Source organism: Aliikangiella sp. G2MR2-5 (genome assembly GCF_015687155.1).
Classification (GTDB): domain Bacteria; phylum Pseudomonadota; class Gammaproteobacteria; order Enterobacterales; family Kangiellaceae; genus Aliikangiella.
In genome coordinates this window covers 34071-58025 of sequence record NZ_JADPQF010000009.1, presented here as the reverse complement: position 1 = coordinate 58025, position 23955 = coordinate 34071, and the positions used below count along the sequence as shown (strand labels likewise).

General features: G+C 42.1%; 24 protein-coding genes. 5 read left to right on the top strand and 19 right to left on the bottom strand.

Annotated features, from left to right (window positions below):
- Positions 1 to 31: 31 nt before the first annotated feature.
- From IYN84_RS20505 to IYN84_RS20490, 4 genes are all read right to left on the bottom strand, one after another.
- Positions 32 to 952 carry a DUF1684 domain-containing protein gene (locus IYN84_RS20505; protein ID WP_196141152.1) on the bottom strand — a complete coding sequence of 307 codons (921 nt, stop codon included), beginning with the start codon at positions 950 to 952 and terminating at the stop codon, positions 32 to 34.
- A gap of 124 nt (positions 953 to 1076) precedes the next feature.
- On the bottom strand, positions 1077 to 1970 hold the full coding sequence (locus IYN84_RS20500) for a hypothetical protein (protein WP_196141151.1): 894 nt from the start codon (positions 1968 to 1970) through the stop codon (positions 1077 to 1079).
- Positions 1970 to 2641: an anti-sigma factor gene (locus IYN84_RS20495; protein ID WP_196141150.1), complete on the bottom strand. Its 672-nt coding sequence runs from the start codon at positions 2639 to 2641 to the stop codon at positions 1970 to 1972. The genes IYN84_RS20500 and IYN84_RS20495 overlap by 1 nt, the downstream gene beginning before the upstream one ends.
- Entirely contained in the window at positions 2631 to 3194 is a 564-nt protein-coding gene (locus IYN84_RS20490) for an RNA polymerase sigma factor (RefSeq protein WP_196141149.1), read from the bottom strand. Before IYN84_RS20490 ends, IYN84_RS20495 begins: the two co-directional genes overlap by 11 nt.
- A 362-nt stretch (positions 3195 to 3556) precedes the next feature.
- Here IYN84_RS20490 and IYN84_RS20485 point away from each other — a divergent pair, with 362 nt between their 5' ends.
- Together IYN84_RS20485 and IYN84_RS20480 are read left to right on the top strand one after the other, a co-directional pair.
- Complete coding sequence (locus tag IYN84_RS20485) at positions 3557 to 4903, top strand: DUF819 domain-containing protein (protein WP_196141148.1); 1347 nt, start codon at positions 3557 to 3559, stop codon at positions 4901 to 4903.
- 288 nt (positions 4904 to 5191) lie between these two features.
- Positions 5192 to 6316, top strand: coding sequence for an FHA domain-containing protein (locus IYN84_RS20480; RefSeq protein ID WP_196141147.1), 1125 nt, complete (start codon positions 5192 to 5194; stop codon positions 6314 to 6316).
- A gap of 29 nt (positions 6317 to 6345) precedes the next feature.
- On the opposite strand, the gene IYN84_RS20475 is transcribed toward IYN84_RS20480, so the two are convergent.
- Positions 6346 to 8043 (bottom strand): protein kinase, encoded by a 1698-nt coding sequence (locus IYN84_RS20475; protein WP_196141146.1) that lies wholly within the window; start codon positions 8041 to 8043, stop codon positions 6346 to 6348.
- Between the two features lie 84 nt (positions 8044 to 8127).
- Positions 8128 to 9105 carry an arginine deiminase-related protein gene (locus tag IYN84_RS20470; protein WP_196141145.1) on the bottom strand — a complete coding sequence of 326 codons (978 nt, stop codon included), beginning with the start codon at positions 9103 to 9105 and terminating at the stop codon, positions 8128 to 8130.
- A gap of 604 nt (positions 9106 to 9709) precedes the next feature.
- Between IYN84_RS20470 and IYN84_RS20465 the strand changes: the two genes are divergently transcribed.
- The gene (locus tag IYN84_RS20465) at positions 9710 to 10621 is read left to right on the top strand and encodes a transcriptional regulator GcvA (protein ID WP_196141144.1); all 912 of its coding nucleotides are present in this window, start codon (positions 9710 to 9712) and stop codon (positions 10619 to 10621) included.
- Between the two features lie 29 nt (positions 10622 to 10650).
- On the opposite strand, the gene IYN84_RS20460 is transcribed toward IYN84_RS20465, so the two are convergent.
- From IYN84_RS20460 to IYN84_RS20410, 11 genes are all read right to left on the bottom strand, one after another.
- Positions 10651 to 10914, bottom strand: a complete 264-nt coding sequence (locus IYN84_RS20460) for an HPr family phosphocarrier protein (protein WP_196141143.1) — start codon at positions 10912 to 10914, stop codon at positions 10651 to 10653.
- 3 nt (positions 10915 to 10917) lie between these two features.
- Positions 10918 to 11772, bottom strand: a complete 855-nt coding sequence (gene rapZ / locus IYN84_RS20455; protein ID WP_246723072.1) for an RNase adapter RapZ — start codon at positions 11770 to 11772, stop codon at positions 10918 to 10920.
- 88 nt (positions 11773 to 11860) lie between these two features.
- Positions 11861 to 12322, bottom strand: a complete 462-nt coding sequence (gene ptsN, locus IYN84_RS20450; RefSeq protein ID WP_196141142.1) for a PTS IIA-like nitrogen regulatory protein PtsN — start codon at positions 12320 to 12322, stop codon at positions 11861 to 11863.
- A gap of 109 nt (positions 12323 to 12431) precedes the next feature.
- Positions 12432 to 12719 carry a ribosome hibernation promoting factor gene (hpf, locus tag IYN84_RS20445; protein WP_196141141.1) on the bottom strand — a complete coding sequence of 96 codons (288 nt, stop codon included), beginning with the start codon at positions 12717 to 12719 and terminating at the stop codon, positions 12432 to 12434.
- Positions 12720 to 12807: 88 nt separating this feature from the next.
- Positions 12808 to 14325, bottom strand: a complete 1518-nt coding sequence (locus IYN84_RS20440; protein WP_196141140.1) for an RNA polymerase factor sigma-54 — start codon at positions 14323 to 14325, stop codon at positions 12808 to 12810.
- 250 nt (positions 14326 to 14575) lie between these two features.
- On the bottom strand, positions 14576 to 15301 hold the full coding sequence (gene lptB, locus IYN84_RS20435; protein ID WP_196141139.1) for an LPS export ABC transporter ATP-binding protein: 726 nt from the start codon (positions 15299 to 15301) through the stop codon (positions 14576 to 14578).
- 20 nt (positions 15302 to 15321) lie between these two features.
- Entirely contained in the window at positions 15322 to 16056 is a 735-nt protein-coding gene (locus IYN84_RS20430; protein WP_196141138.1) for an LptA/OstA family protein, read from the bottom strand.
- On the bottom strand, positions 16056 to 16652 hold the full coding sequence (lptC, locus tag IYN84_RS20425; RefSeq protein ID WP_196141137.1) for an LPS export ABC transporter periplasmic protein LptC: 597 nt from the start codon (positions 16650 to 16652) through the stop codon (positions 16056 to 16058). The genes IYN84_RS20430 and lptC overlap by 1 nt, the downstream gene beginning before the upstream one ends.
- Positions 16649 to 17188 (bottom strand): 3-deoxy-manno-octulosonate-8-phosphatase KdsC, encoded by a 540-nt coding sequence (gene kdsC / locus IYN84_RS20420; protein ID WP_196141136.1) that lies wholly within the window; start codon positions 17186 to 17188, stop codon positions 16649 to 16651. Before kdsC ends, lptC begins: the two co-directional genes overlap by 4 nt.
- Entirely contained in the window at positions 17188 to 18162 is a 975-nt protein-coding gene (locus IYN84_RS20415; protein ID WP_196141135.1) for a KpsF/GutQ family sugar-phosphate isomerase, read from the bottom strand. Before IYN84_RS20415 ends, kdsC begins: the two co-directional genes overlap by 1 nt.
- Positions 18163 to 18382: 220 nt before the next feature.
- Positions 18383 to 19360, bottom strand: a complete 978-nt coding sequence (locus IYN84_RS20410; RefSeq protein WP_196141134.1) for a calcium/sodium antiporter — start codon at positions 19358 to 19360, stop codon at positions 18383 to 18385.
- A gap of 322 nt (positions 19361 to 19682) precedes the next feature.
- Here IYN84_RS20410 and IYN84_RS20405 point away from each other — a divergent pair, with 322 nt between their 5' ends.
- Together IYN84_RS20405 and murA are read left to right on the top strand one after the other, a co-directional pair.
- Positions 19683 to 19913, top strand: coding sequence for a BolA family protein (locus IYN84_RS20405; RefSeq protein ID WP_196141133.1), 231 nt, complete (start codon positions 19683 to 19685; stop codon positions 19911 to 19913).
- Between the two features lie 37 nt (positions 19914 to 19950).
- Positions 19951 to 21213 carry a UDP-N-acetylglucosamine 1-carboxyvinyltransferase gene (gene murA / locus IYN84_RS20400; protein WP_196141132.1) on the top strand — a complete coding sequence of 421 codons (1263 nt, stop codon included), beginning with the start codon at positions 19951 to 19953 and terminating at the stop codon, positions 21211 to 21213.
- 89 nt (positions 21214 to 21302) lie between these two features.
- Here the strand turns inward: murA and IYN84_RS20395 are convergent, their stop codons facing one another.
- Positions 21303 to 22439: a S1C family serine protease gene (locus IYN84_RS20395; protein ID WP_196141131.1), complete on the bottom strand. Its 1137-nt coding sequence runs from the start codon at positions 22437 to 22439 to the stop codon at positions 21303 to 21305.
- 204 nt (positions 22440 to 22643) lie between these two features.
- A complete protein-coding gene (locus IYN84_RS20390) occupies positions 22644 to 23930 on the bottom strand; it encodes a YdgA family protein (RefSeq protein WP_196141130.1) in 1287 nt (428 codons plus the stop codon).
- Positions 23931 to 23955 lie beyond the last annotated feature (25 nt).

The window sequence follows — 23955 nt, the reverse complement described above, 5'->3', positions numbered from 1 at the left end:
AGCTGTCAAGTCTAGTCCAATAAAACAGCAGTTATTTTTTGTGGAAGTCGAGTTCTCCGGCAAGAATTTTGACCGAGAGGACGTTTTGAATAGGGGTCAACGGGCAGGTAGCATACGGGGTGTATGCGCAAGGTGGATTATAAGCTCGATTGAAGTCAATTATAGTGTTGTTACCATCTATTGGCCTGTCGACTTCAATATATCGACCAGCTCCATAGGTCGTCTCACCATTGGTATCATCAGAGAACATTACATAAAGAGGGGTATTCTTGCCAAAATCTACAGCTTCGAGACGATGTAGTTCTCCTTTCACCTTAAATTCCAACCAACCTGCTGATTTTTCTTCACGTGTTGTTCCATAAACGGTTCCCATCCGAATGGTATCCTTGGGGCTACTCTTGATAAGCGTTGCAGGTATAACCCAATCAGTAGAAAAGGGATAGAACTTCATCTCATTAAAAGTTTGACTGTTTTCTGAGGACTTATCGAGTAGCCTGACGGCAAAACCTTTTTCTCGATGAATAATAAAAAACTCATAATGTTCAAAACTGACTTTATCTCGCTTCAATAGAGATAATTCGGACTGTTTCAAATTCTTTCCGTTAATTAGGACTTGCGGCAAGTTTGTTTCAAAAAGTACGCTATCAGGAGTCGATTCAGACACCTCTAAAGTTCCCAAAAAAGCGGGTGTATCCGAAGGAAATTGATGAGCATTTTGGGCGTCAGAGCCGATACTGTTGATACCGGAAGTTAACCAGAAAAGCCCTCTAAGTGAAAGCCAGCCGCCAGGTCCGGCAACTTCTTGCCAGTAACCTTTTTTCCATTCTGACCAGCTTTCTTTTGAGTAGATATTGTAAGGATTTTTATCTTTATCTCTATCGTTGGCGAAAATCTCAATCGAAGCTGAAAGGGCAAACAGTGATAGGAGGAAAGCTGGTATAGTAATTCGCATTCGGTCGACTTTGCTTATCTATTATTAATTTTTCTCTAATCATGACAGGCTGTCGATAAACTGTCAAAAAATGAAAAGGCACCAGAGGGGTGCCTTTAAAAAGTAGTGACTGGCGTACGGAGTATCAATTCTGATAACTTATAGCTCGTTTCAGTAAATCTCTACCCGAGTCACAGTTTTTGACATCGTCATACTCAAAAACATAGACCTGGTCTTTATTATTCTCATAGTTCTCAAATATCAGAGTCACATATTCATCACTTTTCAGGCTTCGCAAGGTTGATCCATAGTCACATAAGGTTGTTAGTAAAGCATCACTTTTTTTACGTTGACTTTCGGTATATTTTGCATCTCTTTTCTGACGATATTCCTCCATCGACTTTTTGTACTCTCGCATTTGTTTTTCAAGAGATTCCAGCTTGCTTTCAAGTTTGCGCTTAAGTCGCTCGGACTCTGAGCTATCTCTTTCAGCATCTCTTTCTATTGAACGAATTTCGCGTTGCAACTCTCTAACTTTTTCTCTTTGCATTCGATTTTCTTCACGCATTTTTTCCAGAACTTCCATTCTATGACCATAAGCTTCAGCAAAATCTTCAATGTACTCTTCTGTCATAATATTGATTTCAGGAACTGGAGGGGCTTCCGGTATTTCTGCCAGTGCACTACCCACATCGGACGCAATTTCACCAACCAGGGCGCCAACGCCCTCTCCAAATGCAGCCCAGTCACTAGCATGCTCGAAACTCGTTCGACCAAAATTGAAACTAAAGACCATACCCTGTTTTGCTAGATAGGTTGCTTTGGGCTTCGTAGTAAAAAATACATTTTTTCTGCGGTCCTTATTTTCTGTGAGCGATGCTTCAAAAATTTTGCTCATAATTTTTAGCTCTTTTTGCGAGCGTTGATATTGCTCCTCTCCCATTTGGGCGGCTACGCTAGTTAGTGAAAAAGATGCGAAGCTTGCTAATGCAATAGTTAATACACGCATTGTTTTATTTGTAGACAATTTGAGTTTCATTACTTGTCTCCCTCAGTTAAGTTTGCAGACTGGATTAGTTGATTAATATACTGATTATTCTCTATCTGGTTATCAGCAAGTGCGGTAATTTGGCGTTCGACTTTCTGTCGGTCAGCCATTCGTTGACTCTGAATTCCTGTTACCAGAAAGTTAAGATCATCGCGCCGTTCTTCTCGAGTTTTTTCAAGAAAGCTGGCAAGCGCTATTTTGTTGGCATCGCTTAGCTTCTGTTCTTGTTCGATTAATCTTGCATCGAGCAAAACGCTTTGCTGTTTTTGGTAAGCGGCAAGCCTTTTCTCAACAAGCCGGTTAACTTTTTGCTCACTGGCTCCACCAAAAGCTACGTTAAAGCCTGATTCGGTACTTTCTATCTGAACTTGAAAGATAACCATGAATATCGCAAGTGTTGATGTGGCTAATGCCCCCCAGCTAAGCCAATTACTCACTTTAGGCTTAGGCCTTACTGCATATTCTGTGCGGTGCCAGTCAGGCACGACTTGTTCTTGCCATTGATGAGCTGCTTGCTCTAATGCGAGAGCATTTTGATAGACCTGGGCACAACTTTCACAATTATTAAGGGTTTCCTCAAGCTGCTTTTTAACAGCGGGCGATAGTCTACCTTCGATATAGTCTGTCAGGTGCTCTGTGACAATTTGATGGTTACAGTGCATTTTGAACCTCCATCTGGCCTTTCAGTTTTTGTAGGGCCGAATACAAACGGGTTTTTATGGTGCTAATAGCAACACCGGTTTGTTGGCTGATCTCTTCAAAAGTAAAATGTTGAAAAAACTTGAGTTCAACCACCATTCTTTGCTCTTCTGAGAGCGTACTCAGCATTTTGAGGATCTCTCTATTTTGACTAAATTGCTGGTATTCTGCTTCAGGTGAAGAGCTTGAATGATATTTATCATGTTCTACTTCTCCGGCCTGATAGAGAGGATTACGTCCTCTTGCTCTTAAAAAGTCAGCTGTCTTATTGGCTGCTATCCGCATCATCCAGGCCTTAAACTGTCCATCCCCTCGATAGGCTGGAAGGTTGCGATACACCGCTAAAAATACTTCCTGCATTAAATCCATGGCATCGGTTTGTTGAAACGTCATTCTCAGGCAATAGTTGTAGACCAGTCCTTCATAACGCTTCACCAGTTTGACCCAGGAGCTCTGAGAGCCATCGAGGGCTTGCTCAATTAGTTTTTCATCGCTCTTTTTAATAAACATGGGCATAAGTGATTAGTTAATTTCTGCTTACCTAAGTCGTTAAGCAGAGGTAAAAAGTTGGTTTTGAAATAAAATAAATATAGATTTTTGGCTCGCGCTTACGGGAACTATGCAAGTTTTTCCATTTTTATGAATCTAACTCATTGAACTATAAGACTATTATCGATTGCTCGCAAGGCTGCCGACTATTTTATATTGATTAAATCAATGACAATAGATATGACATTTCGGCGGCCTGCTGTTATCTTATGACTCGGCTTATGCGAGGCGTTAGTACAAGCCTCAGGTGGGAGTTGTTCGTCCTGATGGACGGTTAAAATAATAATTATAAGAAAATTCTAAGGCAATCAAACGATCTAAGGGCAATCATGCAAGAACCGATAACCTATTTAATTACTAATAACGGCGTTGTATTTGGTATTTTGACCGTTATTCTCGGACTGGTTTTCTATACCCATAAAAGTGAGCACCCGACTTTAAAATCTTTTTATAAATATGTTCCAGCGTTACTTTTATGTTATTTCATTCCTTCATTACTACACACGTTTCATATTGTTCCTTATGACTATGATTGTGGAAAAGTACTCGGTGGAGTGATCGATGCTGGCACAAAAGTTTTAGAGCAATGCCAGGCATTTGATGACCCTACTGACGAAAAAATAAAAGCCAGTGGTGCGCAACTATATTATGTCGCCTCCAGATTCTTATTGCCCGCCAGCTTGGTACTTTTGACTCTCAGCATCGACTTTAAACGGATAAAAGCTTTAGGACCAAAGGCCCTGATTATGTTTCTCACCGGTACTATGGGAATTGTTATCGGGGGACCCATTGCAATTTTGATTATGGCGGCAATTAATCCTGACGTAGTCGCCGGAGATGTGTGGCGAGGCATGACCACTGTTGCCGGTAGCTGGATTGGTGGTGGTGCTAACCAGGCGGCAATGAAGGAAGTGTTTGAGGTTTCTGGTGAATTGTTCTCCAGTATGATTGCTGTCGACGTGATAGTTGCAAATGTATGGATGGCGGTTCTGTTGTTAATGGCGGGAAGAGCCAAACAGCTTGATGAAGCTTCTGGAGCCGATACTTCAGCAATTGAAGAATTAAAAACTACAGTAGAACAGTTTCACAAAAAGCATTCGCGCAATCCCGATCTCACTGATCTCATGCTCATTGTTGCAATTGCTTTTGGCGCCACTTCGCTGGGTCATCTCGTTGCGGACAATTTGGCTCCATATATTGCAGAAGTTTGGCCGGCAGCGAAGCAGTATTCTTTAACCAGCAAGTTTTTCTGGTTAATTGTTACTGTAACAACCGTTGGACTGATTCTTTCAACCACCAGGCTTAGACAATTTGAAGCTGCTGGTGCTTCAAAAGTAGGCTCTGTCTTTATTTATGTTCTGGTTGCGAGTATCGGCTTACATATGGATATCTCGGCGATTTTTGAACGTCCCTGGTTATTTGTAGTCGGTGCCATCTGGATGCTTATTCACGCTTCGTTAATGCTTATTGTCGCTAAATTGATCAAAGCTCCTGTGTTTTATATGGCTGTTGGTAGCCAGGCCAATGTTGGTGGTGCGGCATCAGCTCCAATCGTTGCTTCTGCTTTTCATCCTTCGCTCGCGCCGGTAGGTGTTCTACTCGCTGTGCTGGGGTACGCGCTTGGAACTTATGCTGCCTATATTTGTGGGTTGATACTCAAGGCAGCGGCCGTTTAAACATCATACACAGGTAGAGGAGAGTAGTTGAAACACTCTCAAATTTGTGAGAAAGAGCCGGTATCCCGGCTTTTTCTGCCGAAAATCTAGCCTAAATCAACTAAACTTAGTACAGAAACCCTTTCATACAGGCAAAATTTTATTTTTAAATCCTTGATTTACAGTTATTATATGGCTGAAAAAGTAACTACTTAAGTTATTTAACTGATTTCTGAAAATACAACAATAAAATAGGGAATTCCTACTCTGATGCTTAAAATTCAATTCAAGGATCGAAGGAAGCCAGCAATGTGGTTAGTCGACTCCACGCTAGAGATTGGTTCCGATCCGGATTGTCAAATTGTTGTTTCTGATGAAGGCGTGGACGGAAAACACGTCCAGATTGTGATTCAGCAAGACGAACTGGTGCTTAAAAACATTAGCGCCAAGCGAAGTGTTTTTGTCAATGAGGTGCCTATTGTCAAACAAACACAACTAAAGGCTTGGGATATCATCAGACTTGGTCAGAGTGAGCTGGAAATCATTGATCCTTTAACCGAGAGAAGTCGCAGATCTAACGAACCCGAACACGACGCTCCAAAAACTGTTATTCGTCAGGCGGTGAGCCCCTGGATGTTAAAAGCGCTTACCAAACCACTTGAAGGTCAATACTTTTCAATTACCAGCGGAGCCGTACTTGGACGAGATAACGCTTGTGATATTGTTGTTCCTTTGAGTTACGTCTCACGAAAGCACGCCAAATTTCATTCTGATAAAGATAAATTGACTATTCAGGATCTCGGTTCTTCGAATGGAACCTATGTCAATGGCGAAAGAGTTAAATCCTGTGAGTTGCGTAACGGTGATGAAATCAGGCTGGACGAGTTTATTTTTAGTCTTGTAGGACCTGAGGGGAATACTGAAGCAAAACCAAGAACCGTTGTTCGAGATGCTGTGTCAAAGCCTAAAAAATCGAAAGCAAAATCTAATGGTAAAGTAATAAGTAAGGACGGTAAAGCAAGTCACAAGGTTTTTATGCACGGGTTGTCATCTGATGCTTTGGGAAAAGTGTTCGAAATAACGAATGCGGAGAATCATATTTCTCGTATGTTGGGACATCACTTGTCTACAAGTGAAAAGAGTGTCTCTGCACGACACGTTTATTTGACTGAAACAGAGCTCGGCTGGGAAATAAAGAATAATGGTGCGGCAGACGGTCTCCTGGTCAATGGCAAAATGCAAGCCAAGGCTATTTTGCAAGATGGCGATGAACTTGTAGTCGGAGGAACTCTGCTGAAGTTTCAATCCGTTGGTGATAAACCATTGGATTACGCCAAACCAATGCAAAGCAGTGCCAGTAGTGGAAAGTTGGTTATTGGTTTGATCGCTATTGCCGCTATTGTTGCTGCGCTGGTTTTTTCTGGTGTTATTTAAAACCAGGCGAATAAAAATAAATCAGACTTTTATTTAACTAATTCTCGTACAATTAAAGCGACGTTAAGCATTAACGAAAGTACCAGCAGGATTGAAAGCCACAAGCTATTGCTGTTTTTTTCCTGAGCTTTTCTTCTGGTACGCTTTCTCTTTCGAAAGAAAGCATCGTCGTTATCTTCCCCCATCTGAGACTTCAGCTTCTTGTTTGCAGGGTTATTTGCGATCCGCTGCAGTTCTACCAGGACTTGTTGGGCGGTGGAGGGGCGATGTTGAGGATCGAGCGCTAACATCGAATCAATCAACTTTTCGAGACGGAAAGATACTTTTCGATGAGAATTTGGTGTAGAGGTCCCCGGAGGAACGCCGTATAGCATATGGTGAAATATTGCACCCATGCAATAGATGTCATATTGCTCACAAAGACCTTGTTGACCGGGAGGATGGTAAGCCTTGATTTCTTCGGGGTTGTCATTTGCGCTCGCTTTTTGCCCAAAGTCGGTTAACTTAAGATTCTGTTTTTCATCAAGCAAAATATTATTCGGAGATAGATTGCCATGGAGAATTTTATTTTGATGCGCGAAATAAAGAGCTGAACATATTTGACAGGCCTGGACCAAAAATTCCTGCTCTCCGATATCCTGGATGAGTTGATTGCTCAGACTTCCGCCGGGAAGATACTCACTGATTACAGTTGAGTTCTGTTTTGATTTCACCGCAGCATAAATATTGACAATGTTTGGATGTTTCAGGCTTGACAGATATTTGGCTTCTTTCACCCCGGAACTATCACCGACAGTTCTTTTAATAACGAGTAGTTGCTTATTGCTCTTTTTCTGAAATAAATAAACTTTCTTATATTTTTGGTCGCTTAATATATCCAGAAGATTAAAGTTCTTGGTCAGATCCTCATTGTCTTTTTTGGCCTGTTTGACAGTATTCCCAAGGTGAGTACCTTGAGATATTCGCAGCAATTCATCACGAACAGATGATAATGACTGATATCTTTGTTGAGGATCTTCATGTGCGCATTTCTTTATTAATTTGACGAGGTCAGAGGGTAGTTGATTATCCAGTCGAGCATCCGCTCTTCTTTTTCCATCCTTAGCTGGTTTGCCGAAAAGATCATACAAAAGCACCCCGACCGAAAAAATATCGCTCACGAAGGTTGCGTTACTATAATCATCGATTTGCTCTGGAGCAACATATCCCTGCGTTCCCATGACTGCTGATTGTGTTGAATCCGGCGATTGCTGTTCACTATCCAGTGCAATACCAAAGTCGAGTATTTTTACATCACCGTGTTGATCAATAATGATATTTGAAGGTTTGATATCTCGATGTATAACACCGTTTTTGTGTGCATAGGCTAACCCTTTGCACAGTTGAATAGCGATATCCATCTTCTTGCTATATGGGAGCTCTCCACCACCAAGTAATTGGGAAAGATCAATTCCTTTGAGCTTCTCCATAACAAAATAGGGCTGGGACTCTTTTGAGATTCCTTTGTCGATCACCTGAACGATGTTTGGATGGTTGAGCTGAGCAATAATCAATGATTCTCGCTCAAAGAGCTCTTTGGCTTCTCGATGAGTCAGAAGCTGCTTGCTTAGAAATTTGATGGCTACCGGGCGGTTAAGGGATATCTGAACCGCATCATAAATCTTCGCCATACCGCCAGAGGCAAACTCTTTATTGATTTTGTATCCGTCGAGGAGCGGAAATCCCATAGAACTATTTATTCTGGATATTTTACGTTATATCCATTTTAGACCCAAAAGTCCGGAATTTCCTTTAATCGCGATGTAACCCTGCTATCTTCTGGGAAGAAAGTTCTCTGCGAGCATACAACGAACGCTTCCCCCCCCTACATATTCTATAGTGGGAATGGCGCAGGCAACTATCTCACCATGAGCCTCAAGGGTTTTAATCTGAGCCCGGTTAAATCCTTCTAATGCTGATTGCGACATCAAAATGAGAGGAGTACCTTCATTATTCTTTACTTGTAAAATATTGCCACAAAAGTTTTCCGCCATTTGCGCTTCACTGATAGTGATTACGTCACTAACAATGTCCCGCAGATTCGACAAAGTTTGTTGTGAGCTAATGTCATCAGAAATTACCGGCTCAGCTATCAGCGCAAAATTTTCACCGCAACTCATTAGAACATTGGTATGGTAAATAGGTGTTCCTTTCGCGCTTTTGGTTTGCATCAGGTTAGCTCGGTAACCATAGGTGTCACAAAATTCTTTGAAAGCTTCCGGGTCACACCTCTCTGAGATAGCGGCAAAAACCTGTGAGCTTGGATGGTGAAATATCAGACTTCCAGTGCCCTCAAGAGCAACTTTCGGTTGATACTGATTTCTTAAATCCATCACTTTTTTTATCTGGTAGCCTTCTCCAGATAGCTTCTGTGAAAGAGAGTCCTGTTGTACTTCGGCTTTACGATTCTCAGTTTTCATGGGATAGATGAACAGAGTTCCGTCATTTCTGGTAGAAAACCAGTTGTTGGGAAATACTGCATCAGGCAAGGGAGCTTTTGTATGTGGTTTTCCAAGAGTGATGATTTCGAGGCCTGTTCGAGACAGTTTTTCAACCATTTGATTGAATTCTTTCTGGGCAGAAAGCTTGATTTCCTCAGACTGATTTGAACTTGGCTGGTGTTGAAACTCGTTATCAAGCCCGGTTTGAGGGTTGAATCCAAAGTCCAGCGGCTCCACCATTATTAACGACTCGGTAAGATGAGGTTGCCGATGTAGGTTATTATCCTGTGTATTCACATTTGTGGACATTGCTGTAGCTTGCTCCTGCCATTTTCCAGCAACTGAGCTTTTTCAAGTTGTGCTGGTTTTTGTCGAGTTGTTGATAGCTTTAGATAATACCGTGAAATTCAGGCAAAAAAAAAGGCTTGCAATGCAAGCCTTACTAGTAATTTGCTGTGAAATTTAGGACCAAAAAAGGGGTAGGAGGCCACAGCATTCACTAATTAAATTCTGTTGGGACAGAAACAAAAAACAACTCTCAAAACTTGGGTTTCTCAACCCTGTGCTTGCCATTATTGGGCAGACTAACCTGGCAAGCATTGATACAAGTCAATGTATCTCGAGGCATAGCCTCTAATTCCATGACTAACCATCCGCGGAGGACTACACTCTGTTAGAGTGTTAGTTAGTCAGAAGCGAATAACGCCCTGCATAACTGGAAAATTTACTGATTAACAAAGCTTTGTCATCAGCAGAAACTAGCGGTTTACAAAATAGCGTATACCAATCATGTTTCAGTAGTGTGAACAGTCGCTGCTGAACACAGGGCGAACTATACGCATCGATTTGTACCTTTTCAAACGATCAATTATAATGTTTCACATTAGAAAAACTAATGAATTAGGAGAGGTGTGTGGGAAGACGTTTACCACCACTTAAAAGCCTGAGGGCCTTTGAGGCTGCGGCGCGACACTTAAGCTTTACTCGCGCCGCAGATGAACTTTTTGTGACACAAGCAGCTGTTAGCCATCAGATAAAATCACTTGAAGAGTTTCTGGGAGTGCCGCTTTTCGTTAGAAGAAATCGGCAGCTTCTATTGACTGATGAAGGTCAGAACTATTGGCCGAAAATCAGAGATATATTTGAAATTCTTAGCAATGCAACTGAAGAAATCAAAGCGCAAAGAGCCTCTGGAGCCTTAACCGTCAGCGTGGTACCTACTTTTGCAACGGTATGGTTAGTTCCGAGGCTATCTCGTTTTAATCAGCTATATCCAGATATTGAAGTTCGCCTTAAAGCGAGTGATGAGACAGTTGATTTTGTGCGTGAAGATGTTGATGTCGCGATCTATTATGATACCGGCGATTATCCGGGTATGCACTCAGTTACTCTCTTAAGTGAGCGCCTGACCCCTTTATGCTCGCCTGCCTTGCTCGAAGGAGATAAACCACTGCAGTCGCCAGAAGATCTTCGCAGACATACTTTGTTGCATGACGGAAATACAAATGACTGGCGTCGCTGGCTAAAGTTTGCAGGAGTGAAAGGTATCAACCTTAATCAGGGGCCCGTTTTTAGTCACACCTCAATGGTGCAACAGGCCGCAATCTATGGGCAGGGAATTGCTATGGGGCATATTGTACTCTCTCAAGCCGAAGTTCAGGCTGGTCGACTTGTCAGACCTTTCGAGCTAATGCTGGAAAGTGATTTTTCTTACGATATCGTATGCCCTAAGGAGTCAGCGCAGCGACCTAAAATAAAGGCATTTACTGACTGGTTACTGCAAACTGTACAAGATGAAGCTGGTGAAATTATGGCGGCAGGGTAACTGGATTGATTTCGGTTTCAACGGAAAACCTACTCTCCAAATCCTATTGCAAAAAGTTCATTCAAAGCTTCAAGAACTTGTTCGCTATCGTTTCCTCTTGCTTCAATGGTAATTGTCGACCCCTGGGGAGCATTTAAGGTTAATAGCTTTATCAGACTATCGGCGGGAGCCTCCTTGTCTTTATGTCTTAAAGTAACCTGACTATGGTAGCCACAAACCAGCTTGACTATCTGTGCAGCTGCTCTGGCGTGCATTCCTTTTAGGTTGACAACCTGACAAGTAATTGTTGGCATAGATTAATGTTTGTCCAGCTCTCTGTGTCTGATTTGAATTTCAGGGTAGACTGGCGAGAAGTTCTTTGCCAGCTTCTCTGCGACGTAAACCGAACGATGATGGCCCCCGGTGCAGCCTATAGCCACTGTCAGGTAGTTTCGATTATCCTGCTCAAACTTTGGTATCCAGGTTTGCAGGAATACTTTGAGCTGCCAGTAGTATTCTTGTACCGCCGGCTGGTTCTCCAGATATTCTATGATGGCTTGATCTTTACCACTGAATGGACGCAATGATTCGTCCCAGTAAGGATTGGGCAAACAGCGGGCGTCGAACACGAAATCTGCATCATTTGGGGCGCCGTATTTGAAGCCAAAAGAGACAAACAACAAGCTTAGCCTTGATGATTTGTTACCCAGCACTCTTTCTATAACCACTTCGCAAAGTTCGTGTGGCGATTTGGAGGTGGTATCGATCACAAGTTCAGCATACCGGCTAATTGGCTCCAGTCGCTTTTTTTCCTGCTCTATCGCTTCCGACAAAGAAAGTCCTTCAACTGTCATTGGGTGGCGTCGGCGAGTTTCGCTAAATCTTTTTAGTAATGTTGCATCGTTGGCATCAATAAATACGACTTCAAAGTGGTATTGGCTTTGTTCTATCTGCTGAATAAGCGCGTCAAATTCTTCTACGGTATGGGTGACGTTTCTTGCGTCAATACCTAGCGCCAGGCCGGGATAATGGGACTCAACCTGCTCCAGAAGGGCTGGAATCAATTTGATAGGAATATTATCAACACAATAAAAACCTTGATCCTCCAGGGCTCTAAGGGCGACAGTTTTCCCCGATCCAGAGCGACCACTAACGATGATTCGCTTCATCATTTCATTCCGTTATTAAAATGGACTTTCTAATTATAAGTCTAGCGTTGCCGCGTTAAATTGCCATTAAATGTTAGTAAAATTTAATGTATTAATGAAGTCTTTGAGTTGCCTGATCGATAATTTGAAACAAAGCATCACCACAGTGTGCATGGCGAATTTGAGATACAACATTCGGCTGTGATAGAACTTCTGCAATCTCAGCTAAAAACTTTAGCTGCTCACTATTAGCATTTTCTGGAACCAAAATGGCAAAAATAATGTCCACCGGCTTGCCGTCTGGCGCATCATAGTCAATTGCCTCATCCAGTAATAAAAAGACCGCAGTGGCCTTTTCACAGGCTGTTATTCGACCATGGGGGATCGCAATACCTTCTCCCAAACCTGTAGTTCCCAGACGTTCCCTGGCAAACAGGCTTTCAAATATGTCCTGGGCAGGGCAATCAATAGATTTGGACATTTCTTCACTGACTTTTTCCAGAATTTTCTTTTTACTCGAAATGGAAACACTGCAAAAGGTCGCTTCAGGCGATAGGATTTGACTGATTTTCATGGGTCAAATTGGCGATAAAAAAACTAAGGGTCGATTGAGGCATAACTCTAGCACAATCGACCCCGATATTTTTAGTTATTTTTTACTAAATAGATAAAAATTTGATGCCTTAGTGTCGGATCAGCTTCTCTTTGTGTTTGATCACCTGGCGATCAAGCTTATCGATCAAGGTATCTATTGCAGCATACATGTCCTCAGACTCACTATTTGCAAATATTTCTCCGCCATTGACATTCAATTTTGCTTCGGCAATTTGACGAAGCTTTTCAACCTGTAGAATCACATGGACATTGTTAATATGATCAAAGTGACGCTCGATCCGTTCGAATTTTTCATGAACATAATTACGTAAAGATTCAGTGATTTCTAAATGGTGGCCAGTTAAATTAATTTGCATAGTATTATTCCTTCTTTAGTTGAACGGAAACTGTTTTCTGCATTTCCTGGTTAACAGGTTAACGCTGGTAGTCATATTAAATAGTGTTTTAGATCAATTTTTTCCTCTCATTTGATGGTGGTATGGACATAGCTTCTCTATATTTAGCGACCGTTCTTCTCGCTACTTTTATACCCTGCTCTTTCAACAAGTTTGCTAACTTGCTATCACTCAAAGGTTTTTGCTGGTTTTCAGCGGCAATAAGCTTTTTTATGACTGCTCTAATAGCAGTTGAAGAGCACTCTCCACCGGCAGTTGTTCCAACGTGACTGGAAAAGAAGTACTTCAACTCAAATATTCCCCTTGGGGTGTGCATATACTTTTGAGTAGTGACCCGAGAAATGGTGGACTCGTGCATTTCGACTTCTTCTGCAACATCATTAAGAACCATTGGCTTCATGGCTTCTTCGCCATACTCCAGAAAGCCTTCCTGTTTCTTGACTATACAAGCCGCAACTTTCAGAAGCGTCTCATTGCGGCTTTGTAAACTCTTTATGAACCACTTGGCATCTTGCAAATTATTCTTTAGATATTGGTTTTGCGGACTGTTGTCAGCTCTTTTAATCAAGGCTGCATAATTTTCATTAATTGTTAACTTTGGGGCTACGCTGTTGTTTAGTTCGACAGTCCATTCGCCTTTGCTATTTTTTGCAACAAAGACATCTGGAATTACATATTCAGCCGTATTTTGAGTCAATTGATTGCCAGGACGAGGATCTAGAGACTGGATGACTTCTACCGCACGCTTCAATTGTTCCTCATTAACCCCCATAGACTTCATTATCTGGCGATAATTTCGACTGGAAAGATTTTTAAACTCTTGTCCAACAATTGCTTTTGCCAGCTCAACTTCAACAGTCTGTTTTTCCAGTCTATCAAGTTGGAGGGATAAACATTCCTGCAAATCTCTAGCTGCTATACCCGCCGGCTCGAAGCTTTGCAATAGGTGTAATACTGCTTCTACTTCATCTTCTTCAACAATGTCGATATCTTCTGATGTATCAAGTAGATCGTCTTTCTCTTCCCGGAACATTTCCACAATATCTTCTATCGAGGCATTCATATATCCACGTTCGTCAATTGAGTCGATAAGAATTGTCGCTATTGCTCTATCTACTTCGGAAAGACGAAGCATATCTATCTGGAATTGGAGCTGATCTCTCAGCGACTCTGATGTTTCGCCCTGATATTCAAACTGGGAAGATTCTTCACTGTTTCGATTGCCGCTTGATGTGCTGGTATATCCCCAGTCTTCCCATTGGGTATCGATACTTAGATCTGAGTCTATTTTGTCGCTATTTATCTTGTCAGAGGTTTCTGTTTCCGATGCATCCAGTAGCGTCCGTTCAGAATTATCTTCTGCATCTCGTTTGGAATCCTGTTCGCCCAAACCGTCAAAGGTTGCGTCATCGCCCTGTTCGGAGTCAAGTAAAGGGTTGGAATCTAATGCTTGCTGTATTTCTGATTGAAGGTCAAGACTGGAAAGTTGCAATAATTTAATCGCCTGCTGCAACTGAGGCGTCATGGTTAGAGATTGACTGATTTTAAGCTGTAAAGATTGTTTCATTAATTTTATTTTCCGGAGGCTGTTTTAACTTGCCCCACTTAATTCTAACTATAGCAGTAAACGAGCTTGATTGATAAAAATTCTTATTCGTTTCTATGCAGAATTTATCTTCTATGAGACTAATATGATGCTGACTTGTTCACGATTCAAGTCAAAAGAGTAACAAAATTATTTTTTATTACTTTTTGTATAAAAAAGAAACAGCCTGCAATCAAGGGTGAGGACAAAAGGGGACTCGAGCAGTAATCTGCTAGAGTCGAAAGTTCTCGCCAAGATAAACTTTCTTGACCTGTTCGTTTGCCAGTACCTGTTCCGGAGTACCTTCTGCTAACAGCTTACCTGACTCTACAATATAGGCTCTTTCACAAACATCTAACGTTTCTCTAACATTGTGATCGGTGATCAGTATTCCCAGGCCTCTGGCTTTTAGCTGTTGTATGACACTTTTTATTTCGCTGACCGATATAGGGTCGACCCCTGCAAATGGTTCATCCAGCAAAATAAACTTAGGATCACTGGCCAGCGCTCTGGCAATTTCGACCCGTCGTCTTTCTCCGCCTGACAGCGACATTCCGAGACTTTTCTGAATATGTGTAATTTGGAACTCTTCCAACAAGGACATCATTTTGTCTGTCCTTTGCGTCTTGCTCAAAGTTGTATCTAGCTCAAGTATTGCGAGAATATTTTGTTCAACAGTTAACCTTCGAAAAACGGAAGCTTCCTGTGGAAGATAGCCGATTCCCATTTGAGCTCGTTGATGCATTGGCATTGCGGTGAGAGACTCATCATCCAGTGTGATTTCTCCGCCGTCGGCAGCAACTAGTCCTACTATCATATAAAAAGAAGTCGTTTTTCCCGCACCATTGGGACCGAGTAGTCCGACTATTTCTCCTGTTGACACCTTTAGGGATACATCGGATACAACAGCTCTTCCACTATATATCTTGGCTAAATGTTGAGCGCAAAGTATTGTCATGAGTCTATCTTTTAATTTTTTCAATTGTTATTGGATTTAACACGTTGAACCATTTCTTGTTGCTTTTGTGAGCGGGGAATATCTATGAGTTTATTTTTTGCGTCATAAAAAAGTCGGTCAGCTTTTATCGTTTCTCTACTCGTTTTAAGCTGTACATTTCCTACTAGCTCAAATACTTGTTGTTTCTGAGTATAATTGAGTATCTCTGCAGTTGCGGTTAACTTTTGTCCATCGCCAGGAGATATAGTAAGTGTTAACGGGCGTCCTTTTAAGTTTAAGTCCCCGGTAGGGATTTCAAGCATTTCCAGACGCTCTCCTTGTAGTTGAAAATGATTTCCTTCTATAGTATTTATTTCCAGACTAACCAGCTCTTCTCCGAGCATTTTTTTGTTTAACATCTCATATTTTATGCGCTTTGCTGAAAAATTAAGTTGATTTCCATCGACGCCTTTCTTCCGCAGAACCTGAGCAAAATTACCTTCAACTTCAATCTGGCTGGTATCTTGTGCGCTATTTTTTTGCGCAATTATTTTTTCACCACTAATGGAAAACAGATTGTTGGTAAAAAGGGCGTTCCCCATGTAATAAACCCGATTACTATTTAAATCAAATTTGGAACTGTCGCTAGTTATTTTATTGTTGCCAATCTCGCTACTCGTTACCGCATTGGCGGTAGAAGATAAGAAAAATACAACGCTCAAAGGAAAAGCGAGGAATAACTTGCGATACAATTTTGTTGCGTTTTTATTGTTCATTACTTTTGGAGCTCACTTTCTAACTCTGAAGACACAACTTGCCCAGAAAGGGAAATAGTGTTTTCTTTTAACTGCGCGTTTAATTTTTTTGCCGTCGTGTAGTAATTACCTGAAAGAATTTTAACGCCATTCTCACTGGTAGCAGTGTTCTGGTTAAGGCTTATACTCAGGTCATCAACATCAATTTGTGTCGTTGTCGGGCTCGTAAGCTGATACTGGGCTGTTTGAGTTAATTTCACGCTACCTTCCAACTGTATCTCTTCGCTCTGATGATTTACTTTGCCATGTGCTGCATTTATTAGCCATTGAGCGTCGCTTTCGCTATAGGCGATTACCTTCGGTGCAGCTATCTCCGAGGTCTTGGTGGAATCAAAATGCTCTATTTTCTGAGCGACAATTTGATTGAGGCGGAAGCCACTCGCATCGAAAGTTTCGATTTTTACATTCTCGAAATAGTAGTCGGCTTGGGTGTCTGGCTTCTTGAATGAACTCACCTCTTTGTCAGAAGAGGCAATAAAAACGGGCGACCAATAGAAAAAAGCAAGGATAGCAGCCAGCAGGCTACATATGATCGCCGTTTTTAAAGTCATACTCATTGTAGATATTCCGCCTGGATATTCGGTAGTTTTCCCTGAGCAGTTAGTAATAAGTCTGCGACATCTCTTACTGCGCCGCTGCCACCGTTACTCGGAGTGACCCAGTCTGCGTGTTGTTTAACGAAGTAGTAACCATCATTAACGCAGATACCCAGTCCGGAGCGTTTCATCAAAGGTAGATCTGGTAAGTCATCTCCAATATGCGCAACCTGTTCTTTTTGAAGTCCCATGTCTTCAATTATTTCCTGGTAGGTAGCTCGCTTATCACTTCTGCCTTGATATACTTTTTCAATACCAAGCTCTTTGGCTCTGCGTTCGACAATATTCGATTGGCGACCGGTAATTATCGCTACAGTGATACCATTTTTTTGCATTAGTTTGATGCCAAGCCCATCTTTGATATTGAAGTTCTTAAGCTCTTCCTGTTCATTACCAAAGTAAACTTTACCGTCACTAAGTACTCCATCTACGTCGCAAATTAGTAGTTTAATCTGAGACGCTTTTTCCAGGAGCGAATGCTCATAATTGAGTATCATCAAACAACTCCTGCTTTCAATAAATCGTGCATATTCAACGCGCCTGTAGGGCGGTGATCTTTGTCTGTAATTATTAATGCATTGATAGCGCTGGTTTCCATAATTTGTAAAGCTTCGGCAGCTAATTTATTAGCGCCAATGGTTTTCCCGCCAGCTGTCATAACATGACTGATTGGTGTCGTCTTAAAATTGACGTCCATTTCCAGAGTTCGTCTAAGATCGCCATCAGTATAAATTCCGACAAGTTTCCCTGAATCGTCAACCACGCAAGTCATACCCAGACGTTTTTCGCTAATTTCCAGTAGGGCATCACTAATCGGCGTATCCTGTTTAACAATCGGAATATCCTTATCCTTGTGCATAATATCTTCTACTTTTAGTAGCAAACGTCTGCCCAGACTTCCTCCTGGGTGAGATAGAGCAAAGTCGTCTTCGGTAAATCCTTTTGCATCCAACAAAGCTACTGCCAGAGCATCTCCCATAACCAGAGATACAGTCGTTGATGCGGTCGGAGCCAGGTTCATTGGACAAGCTTCTTTTTCGACGCTCGTATCGAGGTTGGCAGTTGCAGCACTTGCAAGTGTCGATTTTGCGTTTCCTGTCATGCTAATTAAAGGTATTCCCTTGCGCTTGATCACGGGAAGGATGCTGGTTAACTCGCTGGTTTCTCCGGAGTTAGAAAGAGCAAGGACAACATCTGCTTCAGTAATCATTCCGAGATCACCATGACTGGCTTCTCCTGGATGAACAAAAAATGAGGGGGTGCCTGTGCTAGCCAGTGTAGCCGCGATTTTATTGCCGATGTGTCCGGACTTACCCATTCCAATGACAACAACACGCCCTTTGCACGAGAGAATCAATTGGCAGGCTTTAACAAAATCCTGATTAACTTTGTCTTTTAACTTTGAAACTGCGGACTGCTCAATGTCGATTACATTTTGTCCGCAGCGAATAAGCTGGGCTGGGTCAGTCATAGTGCTAGATTTTACCATTGTCTGTTCGATTAACTAAGTTAACCAAGTATATCGTTGATTGTCAGTCTATTTTAACAATATTTGTAGACTATTGACCTGTGTTATTTGCTTCTGACTTAAAATAGGGCTCAGGAAGAAGTTGTTTACCAAATTCCATTGGTCCAAACAGAGGTGACTTCATTTGGTTTAGGAAATAAGCCGTTTATCTAAGTTGTGCGGCTTAATGGTTTGACACTGAAATAAATTGATAGGCCTGGTAGCCGATAAAAAAGGCAAGAAGCAGTCCCCCTTCAAACCTGGTTATTTCACCCGGTTTTCCTTTCTGTCCCCACGCCATAAAACAGACTGCGACAGTTAGACCAACCATGAAGGCATAATCGATGACTAATACTTTTTGGTCGACATCAACCAGTGTGATTAGTGTAGGTACGCCCAGTACGGCGAGCAAATTAAAAATATTTGAACCAATAACATTACCAATAGCTAGTTCATGTTCACCTTTGAGCACGCTTGTCACAGAAGCTGCCAATTCAGGTAAGCTGGTTCCTACTGCAACAATTGTAACTCCGATAACGAAGTCGCTTACGCCAATATTGTGAGCAATACTTACCGCCCCGGTTACCAGAAGCTTTGAACTGATTTGAAGCAGTAAAAGTCCGGCAATTACCCAAAGGGTCGCTTTCCAGGTCGCCATTTGCTCAGGAAGTTCTTCGATAATTTCTTCAAGCATCAAGTCTTTTTTGTGTCGAGCGCGTAGAGCTGAAAAAGTAAGCCAGACGAGATATCCCACCAGACTGGACAAAAGAATGAGGCCATCGGCTATTGATAGTTCGTGATCGATCATCAGCGCAAAAGCAAGCACCATCACTCCAAAAAGTATCGGAATTTCGCGCTTCAGGGTTGCCGACTGAACATGTAGCGGAGTGACTATTGCTGCAATTCCTAAAACCATGCCGACATTTGCTACATTTGAACCGATGGCGTTTCCTATTGCCAGACCCGGCGTGCCTGCGGCTGCTGCATTGAGTGACACTATAATTTCCGGAGCTGAAGAGCCCATTGCTACTACAGTCAGACCTACAATCAGTGGTGATATCCCCAAATTTCTCGCGATCGCGGCTGCTCCGTCTGTAAATCGGTCAGCACTCCATACCAGCAAAGAAATGCCAGAGATGACCATCGCAAAATTAAGAAGCATATCGGTTAGATTATTACCTTTGTTCTAATAACAGCTAAAACAACTAAAAGAATGCCTAGTGTAATTCTCTAATTAATTGATTAGCAAAAAGAAAATTGTATCAATCCGTTAACTTAAAGGTTAACAGACTCGTCCCCAAACTGGCGAAATAACGCGTTCTGCGCGATAAGTCTTGCCTAAAAAGCGCGCTATTATACTTAATTCCGTCACATTTGTACGCCAGAAAAACACAAATTTAGGTAACAGAAAGTTTATACTTACATTTGTTTCGCGGTACAATGCGCGGCTAAATTGCAGGTCTGTCAAACTGACGAGAAGCTAAATGACTGAAAATGAAGTAAAAATAATGATAGAAGCGGGTCTCAATTGTGAATCCGTCGAAGTTGGTGGTGATGGTTATCACTTTGAAGCGACGGTAATTTCCAAAGAATTCGAAGGTAAACGCCCGGTTGCGCGCCAACAAATGGTTTACGCCACTGTTCAAGAGCATATCGCTTCAGGTGATCTGCACGCATTGTCTTTAAAAACGCTTACACCGGAAGAAGCTGCTTGATTGCAGCGTCTGGTCATCCAACTTTAGTGGAGAGTCCATGGATAAATTGCAAATAACCGGTGGTAAAAAGCTTGATGGTTGTATCCGAAATTCCGGTGCCAAAAATGCTGCGCTGCCAATATTAATGTCGACGCTGCTCGCAGATGGAGTCACCTCAATTGGTAATGTCCCTCATCTTAATGACGTAACGACCACCCTGGAGCTTTTGGGTATTCTTGGGTGTTCGATGACGCTAGATGAAAAAATGACGGTTGAAATTGACACTACTAACATTCATTCATTTGAAGCCCCATACGAGTTGGTAAAAACAATGCGGGCTTCAATTCTGGTACTTGGTCCTTTACTAGCCCGTTTCGGAAAGGCTGATGTTTCTTTGCCTGGTGGATGCGCTATTGGTTCTCGTCCGGTTGATCTGCATATCAAAGGAATGCGGGCAATGGGCGCTGAAATTGATGTGACCGACGGCTATGTCAAAGCTAGAGCGCCAGAAGGCCTGAAGGGTGCGCGAGTATTTATGGATACGGTCAGTGTAACTGGAACCGAAAACATTTTAATGGCGGCAACTTTGGCCAAAGGCACCAGTATTATTGAAAATGCTGCCAGAGAACCGGAAGTTGTGGACCTGGCTAACTGTCTTATCGCTATGGGTGCGAAAATAAGCGGGGCTGGCACGGATATTATTACTGTTGAAGGTGTAGAGCGGTTGTCCGGTTGTCATCATAATGTTTTACCTGACAGAATCGAAGCGGGAACCTATCTGGTAGCAGCTGCAATTACCGGAGGTCGAGTCAAAATTAGAGATACTGATCCTGAAATTATGGAGTCGGTATTACTAAAGCTGGAAGAAGCTGGTGCGACGATTACTACTGGTCCTGACTGGGTTGAACTGGATATGGAAGGAAAACGGGCCAGGTCTGTGAATATTACTACTGCACCATACCCTGGTTTTCCGACTGATATGCAGGCTCAGTTTACTGCGCTAAATGCGGTTGCAGAAGGGACGGGGGTGATCATAGAAACTATTTTTGAAAATCGCTTTATGCATGTTAGTGAAATGCAACGTATGGGAGCTGACATGACAATACAAGGAAATACTGCTATTTGTAAGGGAGTAGAGCATCTGTCTAGCGCACAAGTGATGGCGACTGATTTAAGAGCTTCAGCTAGTCTGGTACTTGCAGGACTTGTGGCTGAAGGTGATACCCTGGTTGATCGTATCTATCATATTGATCGAGGATACGAGTGTATTGAAGAAAAGCTGCAATTAATGGGGGCAAGTATTCGACGGGTTCCAAGTTAATTTGCAGGTAATTGTTTAAAACTAAAAAGGCCGTCGATTGACGGCTTTTTTACACACAGGTTTCTACCTACCAGTGTTTTGCTGAGGTCTCAATCGAGTCCAAATGGTTTTTCAATCAGCTGGACATTGAGTTTTAGCGTTTCCCCACTTCTAATAACCTCAAGCTCTACATTTTTTCCGATAGGAGTAGAAGAAAATAGTTCATAAAACAGTTTCAAATTTTCAACTGTCTGTCCATCAAACGAAATAAGCAGGTCGTTCTGCATTAAGCCTGCTTTTTCTGCCGGACTATCCTTATCCACTGATGATATGCCGACCCCTTTTCCTGATTCGACATCTGGAAAATAGCGTTGATAGATTTCTGCGGATAGTTCACCAACATTTATTCCCAGCCAGTTTCGTCTGACAAATCCATCGCTGATGATTTCAGATGCGATGCGTTTTACAAAGTTGATTGGAATAGCGTAGTTAACGCCTGTTTGCCCGCCTCCCAATGAGCTTAAAATCATCTGGTTAATACCAACCACTTCACCCTTGGTATTGATCAGGGCTCCTCCAGAGTTACCGCTGTTGATGGCTGCATCTGTCTGAATTCTGTTGAAAGGCAGACCATAAGTAATTGCGCTGACAATTCCCAGTGAAACTGACTGGGTAGCACCAAAGGGACTGCCGATTGCCATGACTAGTTCTCCCGGTTTTATTTTTGAAGAGTCAGCCAGTTTAGCTGGCTTTAACCCTTTCAAGTCGGTCTTTAATACCGCAAGATCAGTTTCTTTGTCCCTGCCAACCAGCTCAACAAACCGCTTTCGTCCATCCGGTAGATTGATGCTTATTTGCTTTGCATTTTCGATAACATGGTTATTGGTAACAATATATCCTTCTTCTGAAATAATTACCCCGGAGCCAATACCTACTGTGAAGTCTACTATTCTTTGATTTGGCGCTAACCGGCTATCAGAGCGCAAGCGTCTGGGACGAAATACATTAATACTAACTACTGAAGGGGAGGCGTCATCTACAGCTGGCGCGAGAGACAGGCTTTCAATCGTTAGTATCTGATTTCTATCATCCAGATGGCGGTGATGTTCACTTTTCAGAAATTGATACATTTCATTGGCAACTTCCCAGTTAAAAGGTAGTTTGCTATTGGGGAGGAAAAAAAGGATTGTAAGGCCGAACAGCACACCCCAGAAAATAGACTTAAAGTAGAAAATAAATTTTGTCATAGATCTTAATTTCACTGTTTTTTGGTGCCAGGGTAATAAAGGCCTTTGGTTTCCCCTGGTATTTTTGAAGTCCGCTTGGCAAATAATGGTAATTCACACCTGAGGTTCATAGCAAGCAGACATCAGCAACTAATTGTGGATTTGTAAAAAATAAGGCTCCTTGTAGGAGCCTTATTCGGTACAAATGATTTGTTGGGTTAAGGATTACATACCCATCGGCATAGGCTGACCATTCAAGGTCGCCTGGCCTTGCTTAAACATAAAGTCAAACTTTAGCTGGCCATTGTCTCTTACCAGAAAGTTTTGTTGAATCATCTGCTCTATTTGACCACCCAGACCCATTTGAGTGAAGAATAACTCTGGTGCATGGCCTTTGGCCTTTGCATCCATAGCAAACATCATGGTCATAGGGTTGTTTGCATCATAAAGTTCTTGATCAATCGCAAAAACTAAATCTGAAGAGATATCACCCTCCGGGGTAACAACTCCCAATTGGTTGATTTTAATAATAGGGTTCTTCTCAACCAGTTGTGGTAGCATTCCCTGAATCTTAGCCATTCCTGCCATTGGGTTAGTTTTCAATACAGGATCACTCGCCAGCTTGTTTAACTCCTGGACTGACTCTATGTCGAGGTTATCAAAGGATATATCATAGATTAAATCAGTAAAGCTCTTTCCGATAGCGTCAATTGATTTTGCGCCAAACACCAGGCTGAAGTTCATTAGTCCTGCTTCAACCGAAGAATCTGCGTTGATATAGGCATCGCCAACCTTCACATTTTGTCCCGGGTTTTCACCAACTACATTGATTTGCTCGATAGAAAATTTTACATCGCCTGCTGTTAGCATATCAGGGCTGAACATAGTTCCACTAATTAGGGTTTGGTTGCTAGAAAGAGTCATTCCTTTCATTGTAAACGCTTCATTTCCTTCTTTGGTGACAGTCATACCACCCCAGTGACCTTCACCCTTGATAATGCCGCTTGCATCAAAGTTAGAGTCAATATTTGCGGCTTCCACATCTAACTTAACATTGTCTTTTTCAAATGAAAAAGGCTTAAGTGCCAGGTGCGATTCAAATGAGCCACCAAATCCAATACGTGTTGTAACTTTAAAAGTGTCCTCATTGATAGAGTCGACTTTTGCTAGTTCTGCTTTCACGTCATCGGGTAATTCTGCACCATATATGGAGTCAGCAATTCCAAGTCCAAATCCGTTTGCTTTCCATAGAATCGGACCGTGATAGATCTTCTGGGTAAAAACAATTCGTGGTACTTCATTAAATTCTGGCGCTTCGAAAGATAGTTCAACTTTAGCTGCCGATTCTAACCAGCCCTTTTGGTACTCGGTTAGTTTTAGGGAGATAGCCGGATGCTCATCTATTGATGTATACATCTGACGAACCTGTGATTCAGCTGAAGAACCAATAAAAAATGGCGCACCAAGCAAAATTGCAGCCAGTAAAATGATGATGATTAAGAGCTTTTTCATTATAACTTCCTGATTTCAGTCGTTT